Annotated in this window: 13 protein-coding genes; 8 read left to right on the forward strand and 5 right to left on the reverse strand. The window is 52.4% G+C overall.

Annotation, left to right across the window (positions count from 1 at the left end; genetic code table 11):
* Window positions 1-811: 811 nt before the first annotated feature.
* A complete protein-coding gene (locus tag J2Y43_RS11545) occupies window positions 812-1669 on the forward strand; it encodes an alpha/beta hydrolase (RefSeq protein WP_309982557.1) in 858 nt (285 codons plus the stop codon).
* Between the two features lie 34 nt (window positions 1670-1703).
* Here the strand turns inward: J2Y43_RS11545 and J2Y43_RS11550 are convergent, their stop codons facing one another.
* Window positions 1704-2939, reverse strand: a complete 1236-nt coding sequence (locus J2Y43_RS11550; RefSeq protein ID WP_309982559.1) for an MFS transporter — start codon at window positions 2937-2939, stop codon at window positions 1704-1706.
* 86 nt (window positions 2940-3025) lie between these two features.
* A complete protein-coding gene (locus J2Y43_RS11555; protein WP_309982561.1) occupies window positions 3026-3928 on the reverse strand; it encodes a helix-turn-helix domain-containing protein in 903 nt (300 codons plus the stop codon).
* Window positions 3929-4183: 255 nt separating this feature from the next.
* Here J2Y43_RS11555 and J2Y43_RS11560 point away from each other — a divergent pair, with 255 nt between their 5' ends.
* The 6 genes from J2Y43_RS11560 (at window position 4184) to J2Y43_RS11585 (ending at window position 13133) form a co-directional block, all read left to right on the forward strand.
* Window positions 4184-6598, forward strand: coding sequence for an ABC transporter permease (locus tag J2Y43_RS11560; RefSeq protein ID WP_309982563.1), 2415 nt, complete (start codon window positions 4184-4186; stop codon window positions 6596-6598).
* A 109-nt stretch (window positions 6599-6707) separates the two neighbouring features.
* Window positions 6708-7907, forward strand: a complete 1200-nt coding sequence (locus J2Y43_RS11565) for a cytochrome-c peroxidase (RefSeq protein WP_309982565.1) — start codon at window positions 6708-6710, stop codon at window positions 7905-7907.
* Between the two features lie 67 nt (window positions 7908-7974).
* The gene (locus tag J2Y43_RS11570; RefSeq protein WP_309982567.1) at window positions 7975-8955 is read left to right on the forward strand and encodes a ThuA domain-containing protein; all 981 of its coding nucleotides are present in this window, start codon (window positions 7975-7977) and stop codon (window positions 8953-8955) included.
* A 303-nt stretch (window positions 8956-9258) separates the two neighbouring features.
* Window positions 9259-10434, forward strand: a complete 1176-nt coding sequence (locus J2Y43_RS11575; protein ID WP_309982569.1) for a tail fiber domain-containing protein — start codon at window positions 9259-9261, stop codon at window positions 10432-10434.
* 46 nt (window positions 10435-10480) lie between these two features.
* Window positions 10481-11917 carry a T9SS type A sorting domain-containing protein gene (locus J2Y43_RS11580; RefSeq protein ID WP_309982572.1) on the forward strand — a complete coding sequence of 479 codons (1437 nt, stop codon included), beginning with the start codon at window positions 10481-10483 and terminating at the stop codon, window positions 11915-11917.
* A 28-nt stretch (window positions 11918-11945) separates the two neighbouring features.
* Window positions 11946-13133: a tail fiber domain-containing protein gene (locus J2Y43_RS11585; RefSeq protein WP_309982574.1), complete on the forward strand. Its 1188-nt coding sequence runs from the start codon at window positions 11946-11948 to the stop codon at window positions 13131-13133.
* Between the two features lie 10 nt (window positions 13134-13143).
* Here the strand turns inward: J2Y43_RS11585 and J2Y43_RS11590 are convergent, their stop codons facing one another.
* Window positions 13144-14430 (reverse strand): nucleotide disphospho-sugar-binding domain-containing protein, encoded by a 1287-nt coding sequence (locus tag J2Y43_RS11590; protein ID WP_309982577.1) that lies wholly within the window; start codon window positions 14428-14430, stop codon window positions 13144-13146.
* Window positions 14431-14583: 153 nt separating this feature from the next.
* The gene (locus tag J2Y43_RS11595) at window positions 14584-14802 is read right to left on the reverse strand and encodes a hypothetical protein (RefSeq protein WP_309982579.1); all 219 of its coding nucleotides are present in this window, start codon (window positions 14800-14802) and stop codon (window positions 14584-14586) included.
* Between the two features lie 248 nt (window positions 14803-15050).
* Here J2Y43_RS11595 and J2Y43_RS11600 point away from each other — a divergent pair, with 248 nt between their 5' ends.
* Window positions 15051-15485, forward strand: coding sequence for a hypothetical protein (locus tag J2Y43_RS11600; protein WP_309982581.1), 435 nt, complete (start codon window positions 15051-15053; stop codon window positions 15483-15485).
* Here the strand turns inward: J2Y43_RS11600 and J2Y43_RS11605 are convergent.
* Entirely contained in the window at window positions 15482-16876 is a 1395-nt protein-coding gene (locus tag J2Y43_RS11605) for a serine hydrolase (RefSeq protein WP_309982583.1), read from the reverse strand. The two genes, J2Y43_RS11600 and J2Y43_RS11605, sit on opposite strands and share 4 nt — an antisense overlap.
* Window positions 16877-17031: the final 155 nt, after the last annotated feature.

Consider the following 17031-nt stretch of genomic DNA (forward strand, 5'->3'; position numbering starts at 1 on the left):
CGAATGCCCGTATTTTGGCCGGAATGGCGGTAACAGGCTAGGAAGTAAATTGTTGATAGGGGACATGCTTTACGTTTGTTAGGGATTGAGCCGTCTTCATTTATTGAGACGTCATAAAGATCAAAAAAATATAAGAATTACAGCAAGGTGCTTTGCTATTTTTCTAATTTATTTTTAATCTTTTTCAGCGATGGTGGTAAGGTGCGGATACGGAAACGGTCGGTGCAATCGGGCAGGTCGACTCGCTTGCAACGTAGTACTTTTTCGATGGTAATATGTGGGTGAGCAAATGGCGCTCCGCTGCGTTTATCTCGCGATTGTGAAGTGCAGAGGGCTATTTATGCACTCGCTTTCGTGCGAGAGGTACACGTCTGGTGACGTATGTTCCAACATTCGCATTTGCCTTAGTTCTACATAGTGTTTCCCGGTGTTCTAAGGGGCGACAGTTGTGCAAGTTGATGGGCGTACTGTTCCATTGTCCGCCCTGCCAAGCTCCGAGCGGAATTGTTCTGTCATGGCAAAACTTGCAAAAATCGTATAATAGTAACGGCTTCGAAAAGGCAGCCTTAGCCAACTTATTCTGATGCCATTTGGCTTTATTACCGACAAGTTCATAACCGTTAACGCCTTGAAATGACGCTTCATGCGTATACGTGTGCGCGTGCGCGCTGCCCTCGCGTGCGCCACATGCGACTCCGGCTGTGATGCTAATATTCTTCAACTGCCAATGGAACCTGCCGGAGTTGCCCCGTTTGGCGGCTGCCTCAAATTGGTATCGGTGTGCGTATAGGTTACTTAAAATCCGGTAGCTATGAAACATCTTTTTTGCCCGCTGATCATTTGTATGGCACTCTCTTGTTGCAAACGGCCGAAAAACGCAGAGACTCCGGTCAGGTACGGCTCGAATAATGGCAAGTATCTGACGATCAGGAACACAAAGATTTATTATGAGGAATACGGAAAGGGAGTTCCACTGTTGCTGCTGCATCAGGGTTTGGGTGCCATTGAAAGCCTTGGTGGTATTATTCCGGAGTTGTCCGGGCATTTTCGGGTTATAGCGTACGACGCGCCCGGGCACGGACGTTCGGAACAAGCCGATAGCCTTAGCGGTGCATTATTGGCAGATTATGGCTCCGCGCTTATTGATCAGCTGAAACTGGATAGCGTGTATGTAATGGGTTGGAGCATGGGCGGTAATACGGCGCTCTTGCTCGCCGCAAACAGGCCCGACAAGGTGAAAAAGGCGATAAGTGGCGCCTCCAATTCGAAGTCAACCGGATTGACGCAGGAAGGGCGCGATTTATTGAAAGAGTATACAGTGGAAGCGGTTAAGGAAGATAAGGACTGGTTGGCCAATTACCAGAAACTCAATCCCCAGCCCGATAAGTGGATCAAATTTTGGGAGGATAACCAAAAAATGTGGGCGAGAGAAATTAAAGTGCCGGACGAAAAACTTTCCAGCATCGCAATTCCGGTACTCGTGATCCGTGGCGACCGGGATATGATCCGGTTAGAACATAGTATTGAAATGTATCGGCTGCTTAAAAAGGGGCAGTTGTGTATTTACCCCAATATGGGCCACGGAATGCCGGAGCTGAAAGGCGGCATGCTTTGCCGTATTGCGATCGACTTCCTCAAAGAAAATGGGGACGGGGAAGCTGGCAACTGACAGCATTCCCGATGCAAGTTTCCCTGTCCCGGCATTACTCCATAATCAATGTGACATCCCTTTCCTCCAAGACCTCGCTTTTAGCTCCGCGTTCAAACCATTTCGTGCGGATGATGAGGGTTAGCACGGCTAAAATGAGTATCGCATAACCCGCGCCGAGCCAAACCTGGCTGTCGATCCGGATGGTTTTGACGACGATGTAACTGAATGCCGAGGTGGACAGAATGTAGCCGCCGCCGGTGAGGCCGCTCGCCAAGCCGCCGAATTGCGAAAAGCGGGTAAGACAATAGGCGAGCATGCCATTAAATATGAAGCCCGAAGCCGAATGGAGCAAAATCACATATACCATCAGCGTGTACAGGTTATGGAATTGTAATGTGAGCAGAATGAGTGCGCCCGATACAGTCAGCTGCACGACGGCTGCTGTGAATAGCCTTTTGTAGAATGGCTTGGAAATGAGTGCCTTGGAGAGCAGGCTTCCGCCCAGCATGGCCAATCCTGAAATCATGGAGCAGTTTCCCGTGACAGTCGCGGGATAATGCATTAGTTCCTCGATCAGGAACGGGCTCGACATATTGTAGATCATCAGAACCGCATACGATAGGCCCAGAATGAGCAGGCCGGATGTGAAATCCCGCGTTCCGAGCATAGAGCGGTAGGCATTGCCAATGGTCGTCAGGCGCAATGGCGCTTTGGAGGCGATGGTTTCACCGCTGAACACGAGTTCCAGCACGAGGAACGCCAGCCCGAAGAAGCCCAGAAAGTAAAAGTTGGACTGCCAGCCGAAATGAGTTTGCAGGTAACCGCCCAGGAACGGGGCGATAATCGGTGCTGCTGACCAGATCACCGAAAAAAGGCTGGTATAATGTTTCAGTTTCTCGCCTTCAAAAAGGTCGAAGAAAAAGGACCGCTTGCTCACCACGATCACCGCGGACATCACGCCTTGAACGGCCCGCATCGCATAGATCATTTGCAGACTTTCAGTATTCGCAATGACAAAACTGGCGACGCTGAAACCCGCCAGCGCGAAAATGTTGGGCCAGAAACGGCCGTAGCTGTCGAGCAGTCCGCCAACCAGCAGTTGACTGACACCATAGGTCGCCAGAAAAATGGAGATACATAACTGAACTGCCTCAGGCGTAGCGTGCAACCGGGCGCTCATGGCCGGGAGCGAGGGGATAAACACGTCGAGCGCGAAGCCCGTAATCGGGATCAGGGCGAGGGCCAGGATCGTGCTGATTGCTTTATTGGATTCTTTAAGTGTTTTCATATGCTTGCTATTAATGTCCCAAAGGTAGGGCTGCAAGCAAATCTGCGGGTAATATGAATCAAAGCAATGCTTATACAAATCAAAGGTCAGTGGCTTTGCCGGAGCTGCTCTCGGAAAAGCAGGGGAGTGGTTTGCGTGTTTTGTTTGAAATACTTGTTAAAATGGGAGGGGTACTCGAAACCGAGGGTGTAGGCGATCTGGGCGGCGTCCCAGTCGGTGTTCAGCAGCAGCGTTTTAGCCTCTTCCACAATGCGCTCGTGGATAATCTCCCGCGTAGTTTTCCCGGTCGACTTTTTGAGTACATTATTTAAATAGTTGACATGAATGCTCAACTGGTCGGCGTAGGCGGCCGGGGTGAGCAGTCTCAACGGGTTTTCGGGAGAATCGACCGGGAATTGCTGGTTGAGTAATCCGAAGAAGCGGGAGATCAGGCGATCGTTGGTGTTTTCGCTCGTTACCGGGCCCTGTAACCGGATACCTTCCAGGATGAGCATTTGCAGCAGGCTCCGGATCATGTCGAACCGGTACGCGTATGTAGTTGATAATAAGCTCTCCATCTCGCTGAAAAGGTATCGGAACCGCTCCTGGCCGGCGATATCCAACTGGATTACCGCCGGGATAGCGGGATTGAATAGTGCGCTCCGGTAACGGATCTCCTGCCGGATGCTGTTCAACAAAAATGTGTCGTTGAAAAGGCAATAAAACCCGGTCTGCGATTCGGAAATCGCGTGGTAGGACGAGGGTACGCCCGGATTTGAAAAGATAATACCGGCACTTTCGATCGGTGTTTCCTTCTCGCCTGCCAAGTGCATGCCGTCCCCGATGATCATGCATATTTTATAGTAGTCGCGCCGGTTATAGGGCGTCATCCGGTTCAGGCAGGTACGCTGTTTTACATTGAAATGGCTCACGTTCGTCTGCGAGGCCAGTTCAGCGGGCATAGGCTGTTTCGTGCGTTCGTAAAACTGCTGGAGCGTTTCGGTATGCATGGGAATTCAAGTATTATACAAATCAAATGCAAAGATAATCGAATGACCCGCGGTAAACAATGCTGTGCCACCGGGAATCGTGCGGGAACAGGTCTTAAAACCGTCCCCTGCCGGTCACATCTGTGCGAAAATGGACATTTAGGAACATCTTATGTTGTGTAACCTATTTAAAATGAGTCACTTGTATTTTTGGCATTCGTTTTTAGCAGCTTGTTTTCAGTGCATTCGTCGTTTCGGTAAAACGTCCGTCCAATCATGTTCAGAAACTACATCAAAATCGCCTGGCGCAACCTCTGGAAAAGCAAGACTTTTTCCATTGTCAACATCACAGGACTGGCCGTGGGTATCGCCGGTGTGCTGCTCATCACGTTTCATATCCGGCACGAGTTGAGCTACGAGGAGGGTTTTGAAAAGGCCGACCGCATTTACCGCGTGACCTATGAAACCACCGGGGAAGATAGCCGGCATTGGGCCGCCACGCCGCCGCCGCTGGTTCCGGCATTGCAGCAGGCATTACCGCAGATCGAGGCAGGCGTCAGGTTGCACCGGTTATTCCCGTACCAACTTTTCAGCTACACAAATCCCGCGGGCGATGTGAAGCGCTTTGAAGAAAAAGGTGGCTTTTTTGCCAACGAAGAAGTGATCAGCACGTTCGAGCTGCCCTTTGTTGCGGGCGACCCGGCGTCGGCACTGAAAGGTGCGAATACCATCATCCTCAGTGAGGCGATGGCGAAGAAATACTTCGGAAATGCGGACCCGATAGGCAAAACGATCAACGACGATCGGGCGAGACTGCCGCTGCTGGTGACGGGCGTCGTGAAAGAATTTGGTTTTCCCAGCCATTTCCAGTTCGATTACCTGGTTTCTATGCCCACCATCGAGCGTTATGTCGACAAGCAATCGATGGAGAATATCGGCTGGTCGGGATTTTATAACTATGTTTTGCTAAGAAAAGATGCCTCGCGGGCGCAGGTGGAGGCTGCATTTCCGGCATTTGCCCTTAAATTCTATGCGCCTTCCGGTGATTCCGAGCAGGAAATCCGTGCAAATCGCCACTTGCATTTACAGCCTATCCGCGACATTCACCTGCATTCGAAACTCGAAAAGGAAATGTACCCCAACAGCGACATTACCTACATTTACATATTTGCCGTGGCCGCGATTTTCATATTGCTGGTGGCGACCGTCAACTTCATTAATATTTCTACCGCGCTCGCGTTCAACCGCATGAAGGAGATCGGCCTGCGGAAAGTGGTAGGAGGCACACGAGGCCAGTTGCTGCGACAGTTCCTGGGCGAATCGCTGATGGTTACGCTGCTTTCGACGGCGGTAGCGGTGCTGTTGTTCAGGCTGATTATTCCCTATTATACCAATGTGGCTGCCGGCGGTTTCGTGTTCGATAGCATGCTGACCGTCCCGAACCTGGCCATCGTAGCATTGCTCGTGCTTGGGATCGCATTGCTGGCGGGCCTTTATCCGGCCTGGTTTGTGGCGCGTTTCAACCCGGTGGTGTCGCTGAAAGGCAAACGGTTGTCCGCTTCGCCGGCTAATCTGGTTCGGAAGGGGCTGATCGTCTTCCAGTTCACGGTGTCCGTGTTTATGATATTCGGTACGATGATCGTCTACCGGCAAATGCAATTGTTTCATCAGCAGGACCTTGGTTTTGACAAAGACCAGGTGATAGCAGTGACGATGTACGATCAGATGCGCGAAAAATACAGCGTGCTTACCGACGAAATGTCGAAAAACAGCAACATCGCCAGTTTTTCGATCACTTCCACACTGCCGGGCGAGCGTTTTGGAAACTATTCGGCCTTCCCGCTGCACCGCACAGAGCAGGAATCATTGCCGGAAAATTCACGGATGCTATGGTCGGACGATAAGCTATTGTCCACGCTCGGCATTCAGCTGAAAGAAGGCAGGACTTTCCGCAGGCAGTTTCCAGAGATTAAAAACTACGAATTCATCCTTAACGAAGCCGCAGTTAAAGCATACCGGCTCGGAAATCCGGTGGGGGAAGCATTCGTTGCCGAGGGCGACACAGGTACGGTGGTAGGCGTGGTGAAAGACTTCAATTTTGCCTCCCTGCATGCAAGCGTGGAGCCGCTGGTGATCCAGTACAATCCTTATCGCATCAATTATCTGCTGGTGAAAGTCAGGGGAGGTTCGCTGCCTGCGACGATCGGTTTTCTCGAAAGCCGCATACGCGCCGTGGCGCCGTCGAGCAAATTTACCTACGCTTTCCTGGACGAAAACCTGGATAAACTTTATGTGACCGAGAACCGCATGAGCAAGGTATTCAGCGGTTTTGCGGCCTTGTCGATTTTCATTTCCTGCCTCGGCCTCTTCGGATTATCGGCCTATTCGGCGAAGCTCCGCGTGAAAGAAGTCGGCGTTCGCAAAGTGCTGGGCGCCTCGGTGGGTAACGTCGCATTCCTGCTGTCGCGCGACTTCCTGCTGCTCGTGCTCGTGGCCATTGCGGTATCATTGCCGCTGGCGTGGTGGGCGATGGAGCGATGGCTGGATGCATTTGCCTACCGCATTGCCATTGGCTGGGAAGTGCCGGTAATGGCCGCGCTGGCTGCATTGTTGCTGGCCGTCGCCACGATTAGTTTTCAGGCGATCAAAACGGCTTTGCTGAATCCCGTCAAAAACCTGCGGGCCGACTAAATGATGCAACCATGACCTTTATCATTGTTATCCATGCCCGGTGAATGGTAAATTTCAGCTCCCACTCGTCTTATATAAGGGAGTTTGAGATTGAATATTGAGATTTGGAATGGCAGGAATATCAATTGAAGTATTAAGGAGTTGTGTTTTGACCGTGGTTGCCGCCACAATGCTTTTTTCGTGTGGCGACGAGCGGAATGCAGCATCGGGGAAGGAGGAGGAGGAGCGGGCAGAAACGATCGCGGACCTCGGAGCATTGCCGCAGACGGTCGCCGACCCTGCCGATAATCCCTCGACGCCCGAAAAGGTAGCACTGGGCAGGTTGCTCTTCTTCGATCCGGTACTTTCGGGAAATAAGGATGTAGCTTGCGCCACTTGCCATCAGCCTGAATTCAATTATGCGGAGTTTCTCGAAACCTCTATCGGCGTGAACGGCGTCGGCCGCGGACAGAGCCGCCGGTTCGCGGACCCGAACGACATTCCGTTCGCCAAAAGAAACTCCCAAAGTGTGCTGAACACGGCATTCAACGGCATTAAAAATAACGAAGCGTATGATCCGGCATCCGCGCCGATGTTTTGGGATATGCGGGCCAAAGGGCTGGAACAGCAGGCATTGGAGCCTATCAAAACGTTGGAGGAAATGCGTGGTAACGGCTTCCACGAAAACGGTATCCTCGACGAAGTAGTAGCCCGGCTTTCCCGCATTCCTGAATACCGGAGGCTGTTTTCGGTGGCATTTCCGAAAGAGCAATCGCCCGTCAGTCAGTTGAACCTCGCCCGCGCCATCGCCGCCTATGAGCGTACACTCGTGGCCACGAACACCCGTTTTGATCAGTACATGCGGGGTGATAGCAATGCATTGTCCACCGGTGAAAAGGAGGGGATGAATGCTTTTCTGGTGACGGGGTGCGCAAAATGTCATTCCGGACCGATGTTCTCCGATTTTAAATTACATACCCTGGGGGTGCCCGATACCGAAAACAGGAAGGAAAGCGACTCCGGTGCGGATAAGAAATATGCTTTCAGGACTCCGACGCTGCGGAACCTTCGCTTTACCGGGCCTTATATGCACAGCGGGAAGTTCGCTACCCTCGATCAGGTATTGATGCTTTATGAAGATATCGCCGGCGGCAAGCTGCTGAATCCGAACGTCAAGGAAGGGCAGGTGGACCCGCTGGCCACGCATATGGACGTCAATTTCAAAGACATTTCCCGAATCGTCGAGTTTTTGAATACCCTCAACGACGATTCTTTCGATAAATCCATTCCCGAAAGCGTTCCAAGCGGTTTGCCGGTAATGGGCCGGTAGGCTGCTTGGTTTGAAGCGCGTATTCATTTAACTTGGCTGGTCGCATTATCCCATAACCCGTCTGTTTATGACATTCAATAACAAATTCCTGATTTTTGTGCTCGCATTACTAGGCGCCGGCTTCGCATCGGTTTCGTCATTTGCGCAGAAATCACCCCTGAAAGTGCTCATCGTGGATGGGCAGAACAACCACGAGCAATGGCCGAAGATCACGGCCATGATGAAGTATTATCTGGAAGACAGTAAAAAATTCGCGGTGGATATCCAGCGTACGCGCTACACCTGGCAGGGCGACAAGCTCGTGCAGGAGTATCCGGTTAAAAACGGCCCGCAGACCGAGGCATTGAAGCAGCCTAAGATGGATTCTGCGTTTCATCCCAAATTTTCCAATTATGATGTAGTGATTTGCAACTTCGGTTGGAATGCGGCGCCCTGGTCGGCCGAGGCGCAGAAGGATTTTGAAAAATTCATGAAAAACGGCGGCGGACTCGTAGTCATTCACGCGGCTAACAACTCGTTCCCCCAATGGCCTGCCTATAACCAGATGATCGGCCTAGGCGGCTGGGGCGACCGGACGGAAAAAGACGGCCCGTACGTGTATTATGATCAGAACGGCAAAGAGGTGCGTGATATGCAGCCGGGCAAAGCCGGATCGCATGGTGCGCAGATGGAATTCAAAATCACCGTCCGCGAGCCCAACCACCCCATTACGAAGGGTATGCCTGCAAACTGGCTGCACAGCCGCGACGAGCTATACGACCGCCTGCGTGGCCCGGCCGAGAACATGCAGATCCTCGCTACCGCATTTTCGCCCAAAACCAACAACGGTACCGACCGCAACGAACCGATGCTGATTGCTCTCCGTTACGGCAAGGGCCGAATCTTTCACATGGCATTAGGCCACGCCGATTACTCTGTGGAATGCGTTGGCTTCATTACCTGCCTGCAACGCGGCAGCCAATGGGCGGCAACCGGTAAAGTGGACATCCCCATTCCGTCCGATTTTCCGACCGAGACAGAAACGAAGCAGCGCAAGTTTGCGCAGTGATTCAACAGGATAGCTTATGCCGAAGCGCCGCGGAACAATCTTCCGCGGCGCTTTTTTGTGTAAATAATTATTAAACGGTCAGCTAATATCCTGTCGGCGTCGTTTCGGCCGGAAAATCAATGAGTTACATATTCTAAGTATTTCTTCGGCAAACAGCTGATCCGAGCCGTCAGATGATGCTGTCGGGTTGTAGATGTATTCTACAAGTAGATTGCGATATTATTGAGAAGTATTTCATATTCATAGTTGTATTTTTGGAATTAGTTGTACTTTTTATAACAACACCTAATCCATCTCTTAATTATGAATGCAAAATTTACCTCAAAGTCATTCGAAAAAACATCGATGTGGTCGTCCTTGCGGCGGCCGTTCCTGAATGCATTGCTCTGCTCAGTACTTGCACCGGTGGGCGTGTATGCGCAAAAGACGGACACACTCCTGGTGGGGCGGGATGCTGCGCAAAACAAAAACATGGTCGTCTTTCAGGACGGGACGTTTCTGTTGGGTGGTATCTATGACGGGGACGCGTCGGGCACTGCAATACCTGCCGAAGGGGCCGGTACGCGCATGATGTGGTATCCGGCCAAGGGCGCTTTCCGCGCAGGATCGGTGTCCGGCACACAGTGGGATGCCGCCAATATCGGAGACTTTTCCGTCGCAATCGGCAGCAATGTACGGGCGTCAGCGAGCAATGCAACTGCTTTTGGCATCGGAACGACAGCCGCACAAGTATCATCTTTTGCGGTAGGCGAGAACAATGTTGCGAGCGGAGCTGCTTCTGTTGCGATGGGTTATCACGCACATACCAATGCAAGGCAGGGGAGTTTTGTTTTCGGGGACAGATCTTCACCAGATACGATCCGGGCCGGGGTGAATCACTCTGCCAGCTGGCGGGTGAGTGGCGGCTTCCGGATATTTACCTCGTCCAACCTCACCACAGGTATGACGTTCCAAAGCGGAGCTTCGGTGAGTAACTGGGGACAATCCAACGCAGTCATTTCTACATCGACGGGTGCCTATTTGTCAACCTCCGGCGTATGGACGAATGTGTCGGACGTAAACAAAAAACATCGCTTCGAAGAGATTTCGTACGACGACGTTTTGGAAAAACTACGGAAGCTTCCCATAACTAGATGGAGCTACAAAGCAGATGCGGCAAACACCAAACACATAGGCCCGATGGCGCAGGATTTTTACGCGGCTTTCGGACTGGGTAATGACAATCGCAGCATCGGTACCGTAGACGCCGACGGCGTAGCATTGGCCGGTATCAAAGCATTGGAAGAGCGTACCCGCAACCTCGCCGCTGAGCTGGAAAACCTTAAAGCGGATAATGCGGCGCTTCGTCAGCAAATGAAGGATAACAATGGCAATTCCTGGATGGGCTTTGCCGGTATCGGGCTGCTCGCACTTGCTGTGGGAGGGGTGTTGGTAATGGCACGGCAACGTATGTTGGCGGGCGGAAACCGTATTGTTTAAGTCCTGCACATTCGGTCCTATTTCTTTTTCAATCAAATACATCTAGATGAAAGCTATATATATTCTGGCGGTCCTTGCCGGGCTCGGCGGGAGTGCCGCTGCGCAAGGGTTGTCCAGTGCCGGCGGGACTGTAACGGTCAAAGGCGGCATTTTACAGGTGAAGGGTAACCTGGAATTGGGTGGAGGCTCTTTCACCAACAATGGCAACGTTTTTGTTTCCGGCAACCTGGTCAATAACCAGGCTATGACGGAAGCAGATACCGGGGCATTGACGCTGGATGGCGCCGCTCCGCAAACCGTGAGCGGTACACAACCTTACTTTACCCGCCTGTTGAACATTGATAACCCGGCGGGTATTGTGCTGGATAACAGTATCAAGGTAGGCGGGAGGGTTACTTTCACAAATGGCTTGGTGGATGCCACCAACGACCTGGCTGCTTTGATCATCGGGGACACCGCGACCGTTGCAGGCGTGTCCGATGCGAGGCATGTGAAAGGTTACGTGGTCAAGAACGGGACGGGTAGTTTTGTATACCCGGTCGGCGACGGCGTGAGGTATCAGCCCATTACCCTGGACTTGACCGACAATAGCGCCGGTATGAGCGTCCGCTATTTCGAAGGAGACGCGGGGACCGGTACATTCACGACTACGGGTGCTTCTTCCATCGCGCTGGAAGCGTATAACAACCAGGAGTATTGGGACCTTGCGCCGAAAGGTACCGCAACCGGCAAGGTGATTGTTACTTATGATGATTATAAAAATCCTTCGATCACTGTTTCCGAAAACCCGAATGTTTTCAGCGTAGCCCACCTCACGGGCGGTAACTGGCTTAATGAAGGGCATAATGTAACCGGTACCCTTACGGCCGGCTATGTGACCAGCGAAGTGATTTCGTCGTGGAGCCCGTTCACGCTCGGTGCCATACCGGAAGCCGGGTTACCCGTGACGCTGATCAGCTTTAATGCCAAGGTGGTTGAAAAGAATGCATTTGTTGAATGGCAGACCACCAGCGAAGAGAATGCCTCCCATTTTGAAATAGAGCGAAGCCTCGATGCGAGGAGCTTTCAGAAAATCGGGACAGTGGCAGCGGTCGGCAACAGCAACGCTTTGCAACGTTACAATTTTACGGACCGTTCGTTCGGCAGCCAGCTGCAAACTGTTTATTACCGGCTCCGGTCGGTTGACCTTGACGGTACTTTCAGCTTGTCGAGAGCAGTTGCCCTGCAACCTCGCGGCGCGGGCCAATACGCGGGCGTATACCCTAATCCGGCACGCAAAGCGAGCTTGGTGACCGTTTCGTCGGGCATTCCGGCGAATGCGGTCAGCCTTTGGGATATGCTGGGTCGGGAAGTGCCTGTACGTACTTCCTCATTGTCCGACGGCTCCGTACAAGTTAACCTGAATGGCGTTGCTTCGGGAATGTACCTTCTTAAACTGACTACCAGCCAGGGTGTTGTAAATCATAAACTGGTTGTTGAATAACTTTTTCCTCCCTTATTATCCATCAGATATGAAACGTGTTCTTATAACTTCTCTTTTTATTGCAGCTTCTCTTTACGCCAATGCCCAGGTGGGTATTGGTACCACAACGCCCCGGGCCGGATTGGACGTGGCCGATAGCAGCGTTGTTTTCGCCGCTTCCGGCGATGTTTCAGGAGCCAAACCCACACCCGTTGAGGGCGAAGGGCGCCGGATGATGTGGTATGTTGATAAGGCTGCGTTTCGCGTAGGTCACGTAGGCTCTTTCGGGAGTACCTATTGGAACAGGACCAACATTGGGAATTACTCGTTTGCGGCCGGCCAGAATACCCGTGCTTCCGGTGATCATTCTTTCTCCGTAGGTCTGGCGACTACCGCATCCGGCGACGAGTCGGTTGCGCTAGGGAACAACGGTACGGCTGCGGCAGACAGGTCACTGGCATTCAACGGTACAACAACCGGTGTTGGGGCCGTCGCGATAGGAAGCGGTGCGCAGGCAACTGCTGACGACGCCCTGGCTATGGGACCTTCGTCGATCGCCGGCGGGCTGGCTTCGATTGTAATCGGGCCGTCTATTGCCAGAGGTGCGTTCGGGGTCGCGATCGGGTTGCAGAACAGTGCCAGCGCTAACTTTGCAATGGCGCTGGGTAAAAACGCGCGAGCGAAAAATCAGGGGGCTGTCGTGATCAGCGATGCAAGCGCAGGGTTTTCCTCCGACAGTGCTTACAGCACGGCCAATAACCAATTGACAATGCGTTTTGCAGGCGGGGCACGTGTGTTTACCAATCAGGGTATGACGAGCGGAGTCGAGATTTCTGCCGGCGGAGGATCGTGGAGCGCCGTCAGCGATCGTCGGAAGAAGGAGAATTTCGAAACATTGAATACTGAAAACATACTTCAAAAGGTAGCCCGGCTGCCGCTTACCAGCTGGAACTACAAAAGTCAGCCTGCAACCACCCGGCACATGGGCCCGATGGCGCAGGATTTCTATGCCGCATTCGGTCTGGACGGTATCGGGAACGATACGACGATCAACTCTTCCGACATTGACGGCGTGAATATGGCTGCCATCCAGGCACTTGAAAAACGTACCCGACAATTGCAGGAAGAAAATGATGAGCTGAAAGCCAAACTGGAAGCCATGGATGCCAAAATGGCTTCCATCGAAAAGCTGATCCTGGGCACAGCCCGAAAGGAGGAAGTATCGGCCTCCCGGTAATTCAGAACGCTCAAACCAACTCGCCGATGTAGCCGGTAGCCATTTCGTTGGCCGGGTAGCTTCGGAACTCCTCGCTGAGCTGTTGTACCTGCCGCCGGTATTTGTTGTCCGACAGGATTGTCGCCACAGCCCGGCGGATCTGGCCGGCTTTCGGCGTTTCAGTTTTCAGGTCGATGCCGACGCCGTTGAACCCGACACGTGCCGCAATATCATCTTTGCCTTCGTAAACACCGGCTACCACAATCGGTAGCTGGTGTTGCAGGGCGAGCATCACGCCTCCGTAACCTCCGTTCGTGACATACACGCTTGCATAAGGCATGACGGCATCGTAGTCGATGAAGTTTTCAATCAGGAAATGCGGTTGCGGATAACGCTGGCGCAATGCCTCCGTGCCGGAGCCGCCGGTGGTCACGATCACCATTGTTTCCGGATCGTTTTTGTAAGCTTCCAATGCAGGGACGATGATTTTTTCGACATTACGCTCGAACGTGCCTTGCGTGACCAGGATAACCCGCTTGTATTTTAAAGTTGTGTCGGCTTGTGCAAACGATGCCTTGCCGCTCACTTTATTGGGCAGCAACGGCCCGACAAACCGCACATTCGGGCTCAGCTTTCTGTGGGGATAGTCGAAGCCGGGTACACCGCTTTGCAGGTACAGGCTGGCATTCCGGAATACCGCATCAAACATGAATCCAGGCTCCTGCGGCAGGCCGTACCGCGCACGGAGTTCGTTGAACAGCACGCTGCACGGTTTCATGATCATGTTAAACTGAAAATGGATTTTGGCACGCTTGGCCCAGCGGATCACCGACCTCGTCAGCGCGTTCTGCCCGGGATCGTCCGAGGGCAGGTTTGACTCGCTTTCAAACAAAGGCAGCACGCCTACGGCCACCCCTTTGATAGCCAGTAGTTCCTGCACAAACAATGCACCCAGGCAAGCCAGGTCGTAGACGATCAGGTCGAACGGCCACTCTTCATGGACTTTCATCAGATCATCGACATACCCCGGAATAGGGCTCAGGAACGTATGTTTTACGTCGAACCTGGCGCGGGCAATGGGATTTTTGATCTTTTTACGCTCGGGGAACAGCTCGTCCATATTCTCCTGGTTGATCACCGGCGCCTTCACATTCGGATAATGGACGAGCCCGAGCTTCGTGACGCGTGCACCATAGTGCCCTCCCACGTACCAGCGCACGTCGTGCCCGAGTGTTTTGAGGTGAACGGCCAGGCCGGTAAGGGGACTGAAATGTCCGTCGAGCGGAACGGTCGCAAAAAGTATACGTTTCAATTTCATGGCTAATATTACTTGGTTCGAATGTCGCAAAAGTAGCGCGGGACCACCCGGCCGCCTATGCCCATGCATGTGAACCGTCATATGAAGCGTATGAAATGACTTTTATGCTTTTTTGCCTGACTATACCGCCGCCGGAAAACGGCTTGTAGGGGCTTAGCTTGAAGCTTCGGCGAAGTGTAATGTCGTGTCGCGCAGGGTATCGAAATCCTCGTCGATGGAAACAAAATGGGCGCATTTGCTGCCGACCTGCACGAGTACACGCAGGAAGTCCGTTTCCGTTCCCGCGTGGCTGCTATGGCACAGGATCAGCACATCGCCTTCGTTCAATCCGTTGATTACTCCCGACAGGCCGGACCTGTTGCCGGCTTCCATTTCCCTGATGATTTGATGGCATCCCGCCATCTGAAGTTTTTCTGAAAAAGTATCTTCCGCCCCGTATGGCAAGTAGCCTATAAACATTCCTAATCCAATGATGAGGCGCTAAAAGTAGGGCATACCCGGGTCAGAGCCGACCGATACCGATTAGAAAAAAATTAAAACCTTTGATTTTATTAAAATATTGCTAATATTTCTGAGAGCGTTTATGCGCTCTTACATACTCCTCTAACAGCACCCATAACATGAATTTGAATGAAATCCGGGCCGAACTGGTCGCGAAAACCGAACGCAAAATCCAGGAAATGAAGGCCAGAAACATTATTCTTCCCGAACGCACCGTGGATATGTGCGAGCTTTGTGACCAGCTTTCGCAGGAAATTTACGACTTCGCCGTCAACACTACCCTTCAAATCGCCGACAGGCAGCATCTCCGCGGCCGGGCGGCCAACCTGCTCGACGAACTTCACGAGGACATTTACACGCTTACTAATGGGGCATTGGACGTTCTGGTAGCAGCATCGGCCGCACAAGGCCCCGGTGCCGGGAATTCGGCAAGTTTGCAAACCACAGGCCGGAAGCACCGGCCAGTCCGTACCACCCCCAAGTTCTTCCAGTTACTTTACATCTGGTTCAAAGGTTTGCGCGGGTACAAGCAACCCGCGGCTTTCTGTTATTAGTTTTTGCCGGCAATACCTGTCTGATCCAGGATAGAGCGGGCAATCTTATTGTCGGGATCTTTGCGGATGGCCCGCTGTGCATATAAAACCGCCATGTCGTTCTTGCCCTGCTGTTTATATGCCTCTGCAATGAACTGGCAGGCGATGCCATAGTCTTTATCCTGCAAATCCAGCAGGAGCCCGAGCGTGAATACCCTGATCGCGTCGTCGATGCGGTTGCGGCGCATGAGGAACTTGCCGGTATTGACGAGGTCGCCGATCGGGAAAGCCAGATCGTACACGTCTTTTTTCTGTTCGGTGGCCGTCCGGTAAAAAGCCACGCCGGCGTCGAAATCGGCGAGCATTTCATCGCGGAGTTCGAGGTACAGCGAGCGTTTGGGAACGGTGTAGGGCTTATGGTCGAGGATCGAGAGGATGGCCGTAGTGAGCTGCCGCACTTTGAAATTCTGGTTGCTGGTCGTCAGTATCACGAACCGGTCGTTTTTCAGATCGTGTGTGACCAACGCTTCGTAGTTATAATTGGAGCCGTGGTGCTGGTGCCAGACCAACTCGCCATTTTCGAACTTTGCCTCACCCAGGCTGCTTTCACCTTCTCCGAAATGCTCGGAAAGCTGTTGCACCGACGCTTTTCCGACGAGTTTGTAACTATCAACCGCCGAAACGAACCGATAAAGGTCTTCGGCCGTCAGCCGGGGCCAGCCGGAGGTAGTTTCGCGGGGCTTTTCGTTGATGAACTTGTTGTTAAAAGCGATTGCCATCGTGGTGTCGTTTAGGGGCAGGTCCATCACCGTACGCTTCATATCGAGCGGTTTCAGGATATTTTTCTCTACAAATACCTGGTATTTCAAACCGGAAACCTTCTCGACGATCCGCTGTTGCAGGTACACGTTGGCGTAACTGTATATGTATGCCTTGCCAGGCGCGTTCGCGAGGTTTTTCAGTGCAAGAAGCTCATTCAGGACGCCCTGATCGGTATTTGCGGCAGTAGAGGGCAGTCCGCTGGTGTAACTGAGCAAATGCGAGATGTGAATGCTGTCGGCCCAGGCAGGGAGCTCGGGAAAGTATTTGCGTAAGGGGTCGGTTACCGACAGTTTCTTTTTTTCGGCGAGAAGCATGATCGATACACCATTGAACTCCTTGGCAATGGAGCCGATATCGAACCGTTTTTGCATCGTCAGCGGGTATTGCCGGCTGCCATCGGCGAAGCCTACCGCGGCTTTGTAAATGGTTTGGCCTTTGCTGATCACCATCACATTTCCATTGAAAACGCCAATGCGGTGCGCGGCCTGCACCAGGGAGTCGATGCGCCGGGAAAGCGGGTCGGTCTGAGCGAATAAGCTGGGGGTGAGTAAGTTGGAGAACAGGATGAACGTGAGGAATTTGTTTTTCATAAAATAATGGCTGATTAGATGAAAGCGCTGATTCAAGTATCATGCCAGTTTGTAACCTTTTGGAATACAGTATATTTTGTAGGAAATGCAATGTTCGGAACCGAACGGGATTGTCCGTTTTCAAGGCGCAAATGCCGTGCAGCCACGAACGGCTG

Source organism: Dyadobacter sp. BE31, from assembly GCF_031457695.1.
Lineage (GTDB): Bacteria > Bacteroidota > Bacteroidia > Cytophagales > Spirosomataceae > Dyadobacter.